The organism is Undibacterium sp. CY21W, from assembly GCF_014284265.1.
In the GTDB taxonomy this organism is placed as follows: Bacteria; Pseudomonadota; Gammaproteobacteria; order Burkholderiales; family Burkholderiaceae_D; genus Undibacterium; species Undibacterium aquatile.
The window spans coordinates 426,625-439,303 of record NZ_JACOGE010000001.1 but is presented as its reverse complement, the minus strand read 5'-3'; the positions used below and the strand labels follow the sequence as shown (position 1 = coordinate 439,303).

Sequence of the window (12,679 nt, the reverse complement as noted above, 5' to 3'; positions counted from 1 at the left end):
TCAATGAAAAAACTTCATGTAAATGATGATTTTTACGCGCACCTCAGAGAATGTGAAAATCATCTAATTCCCCATAAAAATTTCGCTAAAGTAATAAAGCGGCTTGAATACGCGATGGAGGTGTCTGTCCACGGAGCAGAACCTAGGCACACCCTTTTAGTTGGAGAGGCGGGGGCGGGAAAAACTTGGATTGCCCGTTACCTGCGATTTCTCTACCCAGCCTGTCGACAAGATGGGAATATGGTGATGCCCATATTGTACGTAGAGACGCCTGCTGTGCCTACACTTAAGGGACTGGCGGAAGCTATTCTGATCTCTTTGGGTGATCCAATTTCTTATCGTGGAACAGCATCTGACAAACGTAGACGTGCGTTAGACCTGATGCGTAAATGCAAAGTGCAATTAATTATTTTTGATGAGTTCCAGCATTTTTATGATCATGGGCGTAATCAATCATTGCAGTCCGTAGCGGACTGGCTTAAATTATTTATCGAAGATGCTCACCGCCCATGTTTACTCATGGGATTGCCCCGTTGTGAAAATATTCTGCATGTGAATGAACAGCTTCGTCGTCGATTTTCAACCCGTCTCGAGCTGTCTGCATTCTCAATAGACTCTGAAGATGGAGAAATCGAATTTCGGTCTCTTCTGAAAGAAATGGAAACCACTTTTTCGAAGAAAAAAACGTCTGGACTAGCGGAGGTCGACATGGCTCGACGCATATATTTCGCATGTAACGGTTTAATTGGATATTTGAAAAAGCTGTTGATGGGGGCGTTTGAAATAATGATTTCGGAAAATAAGATTTCATTAGATAGCCATTTATTAGAACAAGCTTTTGTTCAAGAAATATGGCGGGATGGGGTTGGAGTACTTAATCCCTTCAATGATAAATTCAAATTCCGCCACCTTGATCAACAGGGAGAGCCATTTTCTGGCGATACGTCGACTATCACGAGACTCAAAAGTAGGCGTGGATGACTTCATCTTTATTACTCCACTTATCGCCATTGCCTGGTGAGAGTGTTCGCGGTTTTCTACGGAGACTTGCGGATAAAAACTCATATGAACAGGTCACGTGGTTTAAAGATGTCGCTAATTTGGAAGAATTTCTGCGCCCGCTTGTCGGCGTCTCCTTACATGGTAGCGTTCCGAGTTGGATTCAACGTCTTCTCGGAGGTAAATCACATACGATTGGTATTCATCAAATTTATGTCGTGAGTTCTACATCTCGTTTTTGCCCGATGTGTTTGGCAGAGGAAGCCATCTGGAAATGGGTGTGGGAATATTCCTTTTATGTGTCTTGCTCGAAGCACCGCATTCAACTGCTTGGGAACTGCACGATATGCGGAGAGAAAGTGACATGGAATAGACGAAGTTTATCCCAGTGTTTGTGTGGTGCTTCTTTTGCCAAAATGAGTTCTATGAATAGTGATGTAGAAACACACCGACTTTGTCAATTCATAGAAAAAAAATTATTGTCTGCCGCGGGACAATTTAGCAATCAGCATTGCGGTGAACATCAATATTCCATTTTAGAAAAAATTGATACTCTTGATATTGCAAAGCTAATACTTACGCTTGGTAGCCACGCCAATAAAAGTGAATCAATACCAACCCAGAGAAATTTTAGGCCATCGGATATCAAACACGCGAACGCATTAGTATTTGAAACCGCACAGTTGCTCGAAAAGTGGCCAACAGAGTTCGACTCATTTTTAAGATCTTATTCGGGATTTACCCAGAAAAATCCGTTAATTTCGGCGCTGCCAAAGGACTTTTTACGATTAGCTAAAATGATTCAGCGTGATTTCAAGCCACCAAAATTTGAGTTTTTAAGATCGGCGTATACAGATTTTATGTGCAGCCATTGGCATGGCTCAACGGTTGATTCTGAAAAATTTTCTGAAAAAGATATTGCAAGACCACGCTTCATTTCGAAAAAAAGTGTGACCGAAAAATTTCATATTTCAAGTGAGAAAATGGAAAATTTACTGTTTCACGGTATTCTTGTTAGTAGATTTGGTAAGTTGGGAAATAACTCGGATTGCATTTTTATAGAGCAAGACTCCGCTAAAAAGGCCCGCAATTATCTTGAAAATCAAATTACAAAAAAAAATGCTAAACATTTACTTGGTATATCCGAGGAAAGAGTCGATGAACTCGTTAACGCTGGGATACTTCACATTTTTCATAAGTTTGAAAATAGCTCTTTGGGTCCATATTTTTCTTGTTTGGAAATCTCACAATTCGTAGAGCAGCTTTCGGTTTATCGGCGTGGACGTACACATGCAGGCAGTGATGAAAATATTTTCGGACATCGCATTTTGGAGTATTACGGTTTTTCAGATAGTGAATTTGTGAAATTTATATCTGACATCCTGAACGGAAAATTACCAACGTTGGGGAGTGTTTCGTTTTATCGAGGAATTGCGGGATTGACTTTTAACACAATTGATTTCAATGATTGGTGGAAAGAAAATCGTTCGCCGACTTTTGAATACCTTAATTCTAATTAGAAATTTGAAGCCAGGTAAATTTTGTGCAGGAAATCTCTTGGCTACTTATGTGTAGTAAACTGGAGTCGATTTGATTATCACTGTCTGATTTTATTGAGACTCGAACCAATTCCTTTTTAGGAGTAGTCATTCGCGACAGACAACAATCCGTCAACTACTTCAGCTCAAGCGGTGGTTTCGTTTGAAAAAAGTGATCTTGTACCTGGATGGCATTGGGCGAACAACCCGCGGTCTCAAACAAGGCACTCCATATGGCCAATGACGCGTCGCCCGTAAGTGTTTCGCAGTCGCTCATTGCATCCCGCGTCGGATATTTTCTCGCAATTGTGTAAGGTGTGCATTCGTAGAAATACCTCGCTCGATCCTGTCACGCAATGAATGATAGCCCGACCAGTAATCGTTTCCGTTCATTTGACGATCCCAGATATCCTCCCACCACGTAGATTTTCCTTTGTTGAGAAACAGTCCAGGATTTGTGTTTCCTTTTACCAATACGAAAATATCCTCACGCGTCATTTGGTGTCCTACGACGGGAACTTTGAATCCCCCCTCAATACGGCGCTTATACAAGAATTCCAATGTGACGAAAAGGGACATCAAGTCGGCCTCACCAGTCGCACCAATCACCTCTGAAACATGAATTAGGGTGTGGTAGATTCGAAAGTGATGGCGCTTGGATTTTTTCACTATATACAAACCGCCCGCATCATCCATTGCCCGAATCAAATGTAGCTCTTCTAACTTATCGTCTTCTCCCTCCCAACTCAATAAACGATTTACCGCTTCGATCGGGTTCCTTGACAGTTCTTCGCTCGACACTGGATAAATATGACCATCGCCGTGCTGTAGCCATTTGGCTTCTACTCCAAATAATTCGGCGATGCCCAAAAGATTGGTGAACGTCGGAGTTCTCTTACCAAGGAACCAGCCTTCAACTTCCACTGCGTGGTCCTCGCCAAGCATCTGAGCAACATGAGACGGACGAACCTTTTCATGGCGATCTATATTGATTTGACCGAGAAGTTGATTCAATCGAGTGGGTATCTCGCCTGGCAAAAATTCTTGATATTCCTTACTGCTAAACACTGCTCGAAGAGCATTTTCAAAGTCTTTTGCGAGCGAATCCCTCGCTGCCGCTTTAACAGCATCACTTGCACCTTCTGGGCAAAAATATGTAATTGGATTACGTTGGTGACGAAGATCAAATGGCATATTCTCGCCGCTTGGTTCGCCATACGCGGTGTTCATTACGCCAACAACGCGACCATGCCCGAGAACTTTGAGCGCCCATCCATATTCGATCAAGACGTTCGGATTTGGTGTTGGGCGTCGATCGCTTCGGGTACCAACGAAGGTTAGATCAGGAACGAAAACAGCAGCGGAATCTATCTTTCTAAAGATAGTTTCCACTATAGGCGGGGAGCCTGCAACGTTCCTTGTGTCGCGGTCGAGTATTAAGGCCCCACCATCTCGATCAGGTTCAAACAAATTTATATCTTTTGAGATTTTTGAAATTGCTCGCTCGAGTGCTCTCTCGATAAGGTTTCGGCCAGTAAGCGAGTTTCGGTCGGATTGCCATGAAAAAAATATGGATGTTTTTGTCATCACTGGATAATTTAGTGTCAAAATTACATGCTTAGTATTGTACAACGGCTATACTTGCTATGTGACTAAGCGCCGTACCGTACATCATTGAGCGACCGCCGGGTTGGTTTGGCGATTATCGCTATCTATGACACATCCTGATAAGTTAAATAACAACTTATACGACTCACACTGTTTTTGACTGAGAATCGCCATGTTCTGACATAGTGGGTGTGCTGTGGCCTTCACCAGTCTCGTTCAATATTGACGCCAATCGAACGGCAAGATCGATATAACCAAGTGTCGACTCAGATGTTGGTTCAAAGTTCGGCATGTGAGATGCTTGATTTCGTAACTTCCTAAGGTCATTGAACAAAGTGAGCTGCTCAACATTTAAGAGACCCGCCTTCTCAAGTGTTTGCTTAACTTCGTAAGGAAGCATCACGCCATTATTCGCATTGAAAGCACCAGATCGCTGTAACAAATTTTCGGCAGCAAATATTACCTCTCGCCAGGCTTCAATAATTGCTGATCGAGGATTTACTGAGGCGAGTTGATGAAGTTTTCTAAGTTTGGGCGACAATAATGTCGTTTCTTTGGGTAACGGAATTTTCTGATTTGTCTCAAAGCGAATTTCTTGCACTTCTCTTTCGAATTCTGCTTCCAAGGGACCTGCCTTGAATTTCTTCAAAAATGGTATTAGCGCACCGATTTCTTTTTTTAGTAATAACACTAAGGAAATCGTTGTAATCGGCCAAGCTGCTGCCTCAACTATTTTTATAATAAAGGTGAGGATATCCATGAAGTATCACATTCTGCGATTATCTAAGGCAGGTATTTTCTCAGTTTCTGTGAGAAAAAGTAGGGAATTTTCATTTCTTTTGAGACTGCAGTATTACTTATATGCCTCATCAGCTTGAAAAAAGCCTGAAAAATCAAAGAGAGTAATTTTCAGCAACTCTGAGATCCTTCATGTTTTAGGTTTTGAAGAATAAATTCTGAAATTTGAGATGGAGAGAATTTTTTTGCGTCAAGGTACCCGTCGATGCTAAAAAAGCCATCGATTTGTTCATCGTCGAATTTAACAATGATGATCCTCTCAGACTGCTTTGTTTTTATTAAGTCACGTATGGCACGAAGTTCCAGGCCGCACCATTCTTTTTTCGCGTACTCAGCGCAAAGAAACACAACGACAATTTCGGATTGTCGATGGTAAACATTCTGCAATATTATGTCGGCACTCGGGTGGCACAAATAGGCTTGGTAGTCAAAGTCGTAGAAAACGGAATTCTCGCCCAGATGCACTTTTAAGTTGCGAGCCACCTCTTCAACGTAACTTCTTTTCTCTCCGGGGAACGACAGTGCTACCTTGAATTGAATGTCAGAGAGACTTGCAAACGAAGCTGTCATCTTGCCTGCTTCGCCTTGCTGCTGGAAGTACTCCAATGCTAGCAATGACAATGCGAAAGGGTCAGGTTCAATACGGCGTGACAACTCTCTCCCTGGGTGGGTTTTTGATACAAAAAATAGCAAGAAGTTTAGCCAGATAGCAAGCGGATTGTCGTTTGATGAAGCAACCGCTTTTGTTGTTGGATTTTTGGCTCGTTCGGCCTCTATTATCTCTGAAAGCATTCTTGTTTTGAATTCGTATGCTTCTTTTTTCGTGAAAATGGAGCCCGCTCTCTTTGCCATTGCGACAAATGTTTCGAATGCTTCGCCTTCAATTATCCCAAGGCATGTCAACTCCGCATTGGGGACTCCCCACGTTAGATCGCTAGTTGTTAATGTTTTTACGAGGTTTTTATTGTCGCCATTGTTGCCCAAGAGACCAACGAATTGCCAGAGAAATATACCGTGATGCTTTTTCTTGATCGGTCGTGAAAAAGCGTTTTGGTCTTTGGCGATGTATTCGATTGAAAATGTTAAATCATGAAATTGGGCTGCTTGATGCTCGAACGCCGTTATTAGGCGATGAACTTCTTTGGCTCTGCTTTGCGGATTCATCTTGTGTAATGTGTGAGTGAAATGTCTAACGTTTGAGGTGAGAGGCAAACAACGGCGGCTGTGCGTTGGCACGAGAGAGCGAACTTCGCTCGCCGTTGTTTGTTCTCTCGACCGAAGGGTTCGGAGCCATTGATCGCTCCTACGTCCATGCCGTACTCAAAACCTCCTTGCAATTGCGCAGAGCTCTTGGTTTCGCTTGTTAAGAGATTCGAGAGAGTGAAATTCAACGCGATCGCTCGCAGATAGATCATATCTTGGTCGTCATCATCTGACCTAGGTTCTAAGAAACCCATTACCTTGTACCCCATGCCATCGAGAAACCGACCATCTTCAGTTTTTCTTTGTCAGTGTCCACAAAGAAGAATGACCAACGGCATACGTCGTCGATGTCAAATTGCATCCTACCGCCGGCTCGAAGTTGCCTTGTGTCCGCGTAGAACTCGTTCAGCGTCTCGATGGTGATCATCGTGGCCTTTAACTTGTTTTAAAGTACAAAGTGGCAAAATATCAGATCGATAAAAAATAAGCAACGAGCTCCAATGCGTCGCAAGTCCTTATCTGGTATCGGTTGCAGTGCGAGTATGACGTCCTCGCCACTGAAAAGTGGTAACTGCATTGAGGATGGATTGCTTTTTTCCGGTCTGCGTCATCTACCAGAAATAGGGGACGCTTGAATAGCGGGAGCGAGCGATTTGGATGGCGCAGAGCATTTGCGTGCGGCGCTTTGCAAAGCCAGCATTTACCAAATCAGCGCTTGCGGTAATGTGGTGGTGGCTGACGCAAACATCACCAGCAACGGCGTAGTTTTCGTTCGGTGGTGCCGGTGTTTTCGATCTCCCTGCAGGCATTCTGATGCTGAAGGATAATGAGTCTTCGTATTCAGTTCACCACTTATTCGAACGCTGTTGCAAACGCAGCGGATGTTGCCACAGCGTCGTTGTCCGCTGTAAAAATCGACCGCCGATTTTTGATGCAAAGCGTTTGTTTGTTGACTGATGTTGAGCCTTTTTATCTGACCCGATTTTACGTTCACACGCCTGAGGAGACTCCATGAAAAATAAACTTTGTTCCAGTATCGCTGCCGGTTTGATTTCGACTTCCGCTTACGCCGCTGAACGGCTGCCGACCATACCGTCCGATCAATACACGACGGAGCAACAGAAGGCCGCTGAAGAGTTTTTGGCGACGCGTAAGGTGCCCGTGTTTGGCCCGTTTGAACCCTTGATGCACAGCCCGCAAGTCATGACGCAAGCCAGAGCCATGGGCGATTATTTGCGCTACAACTCGGCGATCGGCAATACCTTAAGCGAGCTGGCAATTTTAATTACCGCACGCGAATGGACGCAGGATTTTGAATGGTACGTGCATTATCCGATCGCGCTGAAAATGGGCATCAAACCAGAAATCGCCAACGCCATCGCCGACGGCACTCGCCCTGTCGGCATGACTGCAGATGAAGAAATTGTGTATGATTTTTCAACCGAGCTGCATAAAAACAAACGCGTCTCGGACGCCACATTCGCGCGAGCCGAAAAACGTTTTGGTAAAAAAGGCGTCGTCGATTTAACTGGCATCAATGCCTATTATTCTTTGCTGGCGATGCAGCTCAATGTCGCACAATATCAAGTGCCCAAAGAAAGTAAAAAACTCGTCCGCTTTCCAGAATAAATCTGTCTGGTCATTGTGAGAAATGGGGTGTTGAATAGTGAGCGTCAACACCCTTCTTGTTCCGATAAGTACGCCACAACAAGTCGTGCAAAGCTCTGAGGACACCAATAAGCGAGGCTTGTTGGTGTCGGCTTTTCCCACCATTTAAGCCGCTGCGCGAAGACACAGCATTTACTTACATTGGCATTCCTGGGGACCTTTACCACCCATTCCTACTGTCATGGTTGCAGGGTAAACGTAAACTATCGTTCCGATTTTACCTCGTGCTGCACACTGTTTTGAGCAGGCCAATTCTTGCGAGGGGATTTGCGCGACAAGATAAGACATGGCAAGCGATGTCCCAATAACGACCAAAAAACCTGCTGCCACTATCATGCCAGGGGGGATACGTCTTTGCTTGCTACTCATATCAAAAGGCCTAACGTTTGAATTCACCGGCCTGCGCGGCTTTTAGCGCAGGTCCGGTGGAATGATGGGTTAGCCAAGCCACGGGAAAAGACACTTGGCTTTTTCAAAAATAACGCTGGCGATCAGGTTAAGGGAAATTGCGGATAACGCGGCTACGATCAAAGCAAGAATAGGATGCGCCTTAACCCAATCTGACATGCGGAAATAGAGGGATTTTTTGATTTTTTGTAGTTCTTTGGAGAGTGCTGGCAGAAACCCAGAATATACTTGCTTCGATAGAACTCGAGCTTTACAAGCGTCACAAAGTTTTGGTTGATGTAAAGAAAAGACGACGTCCGATTTATTTGCATTCATGTCAAACAGGCAACCTCTAACATCGTCGTGCGCCCACGAATGTGCGTCAGTCGGAATTAGCGCGTCATTAGCTGCATAAAGGACTGCAAGTTCGTAGATGTTGCGGAGAATGTAGTTTTCAACTGTAAAGTCTGAGAAGCGAACAATCTCAGCCATTTCAAATAGCGAGAGGACGGCGACCTTGTCTCCTAGTCGCCGCATGTAGTAGTTGCCCTCCAAGGGGGCACTAATTAGCGCGACTGTAAAACTTGTATTGTTGTTTGCATGCACAAGTGAATTGAGCTGGCTGCTTGTGTACTCCCAATTCTCACCTTCGGCATCAGGCAGATGACCAACAGATGCTCCGTGAGTCAGCTTAATAAGCTGACTCTTCCAGCCTTCCAGATAGGACATGTTGACTGGGTATTTCAAACTACCCAGGGAGACAATGGTTATTTTTAGTGGATGCATGGCTTGTTGTTCTTGTTGGCTAACTTGTTTTAAAGTGCAAAATGGCAAAATATCAGATAGATGAAAAATGAGCAACGTGTTCCAATGCGTCGCAAGTCTTTATCTGATATCGGCTTTTTCGTTATACCGATGAAGTACACAGTATGTCCGCCATGAACGCGCCCCCTCAATTCCTCGATGAAGTCCGGCATAGCTTGCCGTGCCAGTATGATGTCCTAGCCACTGAAAAACGGTAACTGCATTGAGGCTGGATTGGATTGATTTGGTTTGCTTTGTTCTGGTCTGCGTCGACTACCGTAAATAGGAAAGGCTTGAATGGTGGGAGCGAGGGTTGGGATGGCGCTGCGGATTTGTATTTTCTGCTGCGCTGACAACAGCACATAAATCGCCGCTTTGAAACGATCATTTTGGCAAAAATCGGGGAGTATGTGCCCAAAACACCTTATTCTCAGCATAAAACAAGGACGTTTAAAAATACTCCCCCCAGTATATTTAGTCCTTCAACAGGCAAAATTTGCGGCAAACGACGCGGTTGGCGCAGCTGACGCCATCAGCGTCATGCGCTTTGCGGTGGGTCAGGCGTATAGCTGAACATCGGGCAGATTTGCCAGCACCTGATCGTAAGTGTCGTAGCTGCGCAGCGCGGTGACGATGACGGGTAAAGGCTCGCTCCAGACTTCGGGCAGATCGCGTTCATGCGGTGCGATGACGGGAAATGCGAGCGCTTCCTGCGGCGGATGAAACTCTGCTGCTACACCGGGTTTGTTGCCGCGCGCATCGATCCGATACCAGCCATGTTCCGGCAGATAAACGGCGTTGAGGCCGTGCAGGCAATACGGCGCGCCTTCGCCGGTGACGGATAAGCGTTGATAACACAGCCCGGTCGGAATGCCGTTCGCGCGCAACAGCGCAGCGAGCAGGTGGCTTTTGGCGTAGCAGTAACCGGTGCCGTGCAGCAGCACGTCAGACGCTTTACAGGTCACGGGGTTGAGCTTGTAATCGGAGCTGTGTTTGATCTGATCGCGCACAAAATGAAAGATGTGGCGTATCAGTTCATGCGTGTTGGTCGCGCCAGCGGATGCCGCGAGTTCCTGCGCTTTTTGCCGGACGGCGGGATGGTCAAGATCGATGTATTCGCTTGCACTTAAAAATTGCTTCATAAAAAATTCTGATGAAATGAGGAGTGTGCCGCGACACTGTATGCACGATCAAGGTGCCACGTATTTTTAGATTATCACTGATGATGTTCGGCAGGCAGTGCGAGCCTCAATCGCGATGCACGTCTGCGGAATAGTGAACGTTGATTACCGGTCGGTTGCGCATTCTGCGACATGCGCTTTGCTTGCCTCGAACAGCACCAGAACCAGACTTAGCGCGAGCCCCAGCGCCAACGTGGTGGCTCGCCTTTGAGCAGACAAACTGCAATCAGCGCGGCGCAGATGATTCCGAGGTAGAGATTAAATATCAATTGCCCCTGCGTTGGCAGCAAGACGACAGCGCCGACCACTACCAGCAAAAGGAAGACAAACAACACCAGCCAACCTTGCCAAACGTTGGGAATACCCCAGCCCCAGCCGTAACGTTTTGCGGGAAACCAGTATATTTTTTCGACGGACATGTGGTGCCTCCTTATAAGTGTGTTGCTTGCTGAAGTGTAGCATCCGGACGGCGGCGCTGATCGCATGCAAATGAGAAAACTTAAACCGCATCCCCATCGCTTCAACCTCAGATGCCGGATAGCCGTTTGCTGGCTTATTCCTGATGTCAGCAATACGGTTTAGTTTTTTGTGCTTAGTGGCGAAGCCATCACATCGGCACCGGAGCTTTTCCTGCGAGCGAGGAAACCACCCAACCATGAGCAACCGGCGGCAATCGGCATCACGAAAACATACGACATTAAAACGCCTGCGGCAGATATCAGCCCTTTCCCATCGACAGCGGCAGGAAAAAAGAAATGCGCTAATACAAAGTAGCCGCCCTTGAGAACAATATGATCAATCAACAATACCAGCGGCCCGACTGCGGCGGCAAACCAAAGGTTGCGGTCAGCTGCGGCAACAACCAACCAGCCGCCAGCCAAGGCGATAATCACGCGGCCTGTTTCGAATATAACGTTACCGAACAAGCTACCCAAAAAGAAGTTGAGAACGGACGCCCCGACGAGCATCCAGAATATGTTTTTAAGTGATCGTTTCATCGAAGAACTCCTGTGGGACGTCATATGTAATCCACCATTGGTGGCTCTGCTGGATTGCTGGTTGTGAGCCAGCGATTACCTCGGTAAGACCAAATGCGGTGATGGCGAGAAAGACCATAAGTTCCTGACGTTTGAATTCACCGGGCAGGCGCGGCTCGCCGCGACAGGTTTGGTGGAATGATTGGTTGTACATCACGCTGCTGTTGCGACGCCGCGGCTAAGGGAATGAAGCCTTTGGCCGGAGGGCAGTTTTCAGTGCGCACGGTATCGATCTTGAACGGTCCATACCAGTTGGAAACACCGGCAAAACCGCCGTACTGATAAACCCACGCCTGTTGGTTCTTGCGGTCGATCAGCGCGGAGTACATAAATTGATCCGTTGCGCCCGTAGGTTCGTAGAGAGATATCGTGCGAGACGCTTTAAGGTCAACCTCGGAAAGTACTGGTGTCGTCACAACGCTGGACATGCCATCGATAGATGAAACAATAGAGGAAACTGAGCACGCAGATTGTGCGTCCTCTGCATAGGCGGAGACAGATGCCAAAGCAACGACAAGGAGCGGAAGCAGAGATTTCATGATGTCTTACGTCGCTCTAGACGACCGGTTTTGACTACGGTTTTGTGGGATACATTCAATTGACATTTACGTTCCCCTCCAGATAAGTTGATGCTGCTCATTAGTCAGCATGGTGCAAGAAAGGCTTGAGGGCAAGAACCCGATAGCCGCCAGCACTGCTGGTAGTCAAAGGAAAATTTCCAACCACGAAAATTCCTATGAAGTTGGTATCAGGCAAAATTTGTGCTGACAACAGTTCTTCAAGCCGCTCCGCCGAGGTGACACCCGGCGGTATTTCAATAAGTAGAGCGGTGTTCGAACCATAGGCTTTCTTTGCCTTCGCTGCGATTCGCGTGATAACGGCTGTAGCAAGCGACTTATCAGGATTTATACCGAACCAACTTGCAGGAGCATCTGGCGCATTCTTCGCGCCTTTCCAAAGGAACTCTGCGTGTTTTTTTTCGTCGTAGTAGGCCGCAGTGATCTCGATGAACAACTCGCTCCCTCGATATAAATAGACGAGATCAGGAGCGCGATCCGCTCTTCGCAAAAATATGCATGGTTCGCCGTACACTGCGCTGATCCACGAAGCGAACCGATCACCGACACCTCGCTCAAATTTCTCCTGGAGTGGATCCATGCTCTGACGCCTGACTTGATTTAATTTGACAGAAATGAAGCTTAACTCGAGGTGTTAAAAAAGACAATTTTTTCAAATTCACCGACATCCGTAAAACCCCGCTGATCAGGTCTGATTCGTCAGCAACGACGTTGTGCACATATCTACCTCACACCCCAAAATATTCACCGGATTTGTATTTCCTGCTGTGCCGACTACAGTACGAAAATCGCCGTTTTAAAACGACCATTTTTGGTGAAAATGGGGGAGTATGTGCCAAAATCGACTTATTCTCAGCATAAAACAAGGGGCTTTAAAT

Annotated in this window: 12 protein-coding genes; 3 read left to right on the top strand and 9 right to left on the bottom strand. The window is 46.2% G+C overall.

What is annotated here, in order from left to right; genetic code table 11:
* Positions 1-3: 3 nt before the first annotated feature.
* Entirely contained in the window at positions 4-981 is a 978-nt protein-coding gene (locus H8K29_RS01920) for a TniB family NTP-binding protein (protein WP_186896191.1), read from the top strand.
* Positions 978-2,519, top strand: a complete 1,542-nt coding sequence (locus H8K29_RS01915; protein WP_186896190.1) for a TniQ family protein — start codon at positions 978-980, stop codon at positions 2,517-2,519. The genes H8K29_RS01920 and H8K29_RS01915 overlap by 4 nt, the downstream gene beginning before the upstream one ends.
* A 291-nt stretch (positions 2,520-2,810) precedes the next feature.
* Here H8K29_RS01915 and H8K29_RS01910 read toward each other — a convergent pair whose 3' ends face one another.
* The 3 genes from H8K29_RS01910 to H8K29_RS01900 form a co-directional block, all read right to left on the bottom strand.
* Positions 2,811-4,007: a hypothetical protein gene (locus tag H8K29_RS01910; RefSeq protein WP_186896189.1), complete on the bottom strand. Its 1,197-nt coding sequence runs from the start codon at positions 4,005-4,007 to the stop codon at positions 2,811-2,813.
* A gap of 283 nt (positions 4,008-4,290) precedes the next feature.
* Positions 4,291-4,905 (bottom strand): hypothetical protein, encoded by a 615-nt coding sequence (locus H8K29_RS01905; protein WP_186896188.1) that lies wholly within the window; start codon positions 4,903-4,905, stop codon positions 4,291-4,293.
* Positions 4,906-5,054: 149 nt separating this feature from the next.
* Entirely contained in the window at positions 5,055-6,107 is a 1,053-nt protein-coding gene (locus tag H8K29_RS01900) for a TIR domain-containing protein (RefSeq protein ID WP_186896187.1), read from the bottom strand.
* Positions 6,108-7,157: 1,050 nt separating this feature from the next.
* On the opposite strand from H8K29_RS01900, the gene H8K29_RS01895 reads away from it, so the two are divergent.
* Positions 7,158-7,775 carry a carboxymuconolactone decarboxylase family protein gene (locus H8K29_RS01895; RefSeq protein ID WP_186896186.1) on the top strand — a complete coding sequence of 206 codons (618 nt, stop codon included), beginning with the start codon at positions 7,158-7,160 and terminating at the stop codon, positions 7,773-7,775.
* Positions 7,776-8,252: 477 nt separating this feature from the next.
* On the opposite strand, the gene H8K29_RS01890 is transcribed toward H8K29_RS01895, so the two are convergent.
* From H8K29_RS01890 to H8K29_RS01865, 6 genes are all read right to left on the bottom strand, one after another.
* Positions 8,253-9,062: a hypothetical protein gene (locus H8K29_RS01890; protein WP_186896185.1), complete on the bottom strand. Its 810-nt coding sequence runs from the start codon at positions 9,060-9,062 to the stop codon at positions 8,253-8,255.
* A gap of 500 nt (positions 9,063-9,562) precedes the next feature.
* On the bottom strand, positions 9,563-10,147 hold the full coding sequence (locus H8K29_RS01885; protein ID WP_186896184.1) for a transglutaminase family protein: 585 nt from the start codon (positions 10,145-10,147) through the stop codon (positions 9,563-9,565).
* 209 nt (positions 10,148-10,356) lie between these two features.
* Positions 10,357-10,605, bottom strand: a complete 249-nt coding sequence (locus tag H8K29_RS01880; RefSeq protein ID WP_186896183.1) for a hypothetical protein — start codon at positions 10,603-10,605, stop codon at positions 10,357-10,359.
* A gap of 159 nt (positions 10,606-10,764) precedes the next feature.
* Positions 10,765-11,184: a hypothetical protein gene (locus H8K29_RS01875; protein WP_186896182.1), complete on the bottom strand. Its 420-nt coding sequence runs from the start codon at positions 11,182-11,184 to the stop codon at positions 10,765-10,767.
* 137 nt (positions 11,185-11,321) lie between these two features.
* Positions 11,322-11,762: a hypothetical protein gene (locus H8K29_RS01870; RefSeq protein ID WP_186896181.1), complete on the bottom strand. Its 441-nt coding sequence runs from the start codon at positions 11,760-11,762 to the stop codon at positions 11,322-11,324.
* Positions 11,763-11,862: 100 nt separating this feature from the next.
* A complete protein-coding gene (locus H8K29_RS01865; protein ID WP_186896180.1) occupies positions 11,863-12,381 on the bottom strand; it encodes a hypothetical protein in 519 nt (172 codons plus the stop codon).
* Between the last annotated feature and the right edge of the window lie 298 nt (positions 12,382-12,679).

What these genes read in the sequence shown, in the direction of transcription:
- H8K29_RS01905 (WP_186896188.1), bottom strand. Translation starts at nt 4,905, where the DNA reads ATGGATATCCTCACCTTTATTATAAAAATAGTTGAGGCAGCAGCTTGG.
- H8K29_RS01875 (WP_186896182.1), bottom strand. Translation starts at nt 11,184, where the DNA reads ATGAAACGATCACTTAAAAACATATTCTGGATGCTCGTCGGGGCGTCC.
- H8K29_RS01880 (WP_186896183.1), bottom strand. Translation starts at nt 10,605, where the DNA reads ATGTCCGTCGAAAAAATATACTGGTTTCCCGCAAAACGTTACGGCTGG.
- H8K29_RS01870 (WP_186896181.1), bottom strand. Translation starts at nt 11,762, where the DNA reads ATGAAATCTCTGCTTCCGCTCCTTGTCGTTGCTTTGGCATCTGTCTCC.
- H8K29_RS01900 (WP_186896187.1), bottom strand. Translation starts at nt 6,107, where the DNA reads ATGAATCCGCAAAGCAGAGCCAAAGAAGTTCATCGCCTAATAACGGCG.
- H8K29_RS01895 (WP_186896186.1), top strand. Translation starts at nt 7,158, where the DNA reads ATGAAAAATAAACTTTGTTCCAGTATCGCTGCCGGTTTGATTTCGACT.
- H8K29_RS01920 (WP_186896191.1), top strand. Translation starts at nt 4, where the DNA reads ATGAAAAAACTTCATGTAAATGATGATTTTTACGCGCACCTCAGAGAA.
- H8K29_RS01865 (WP_186896180.1), bottom strand. Translation starts at nt 12,381, where the DNA reads ATGGATCCACTCCAGGAGAAATTTGAGCGAGGTGTCGGTGATCGGTTC.
- H8K29_RS01915 (WP_186896190.1), top strand. Translation starts at nt 978, where the DNA reads ATGACTTCATCTTTATTACTCCACTTATCGCCATTGCCTGGTGAGAGT.
- H8K29_RS01885 (WP_186896184.1), bottom strand. Translation starts at nt 10,147, where the DNA reads ATGAAGCAATTTTTAAGTGCAAGCGAATACATCGATCTTGACCATCCC.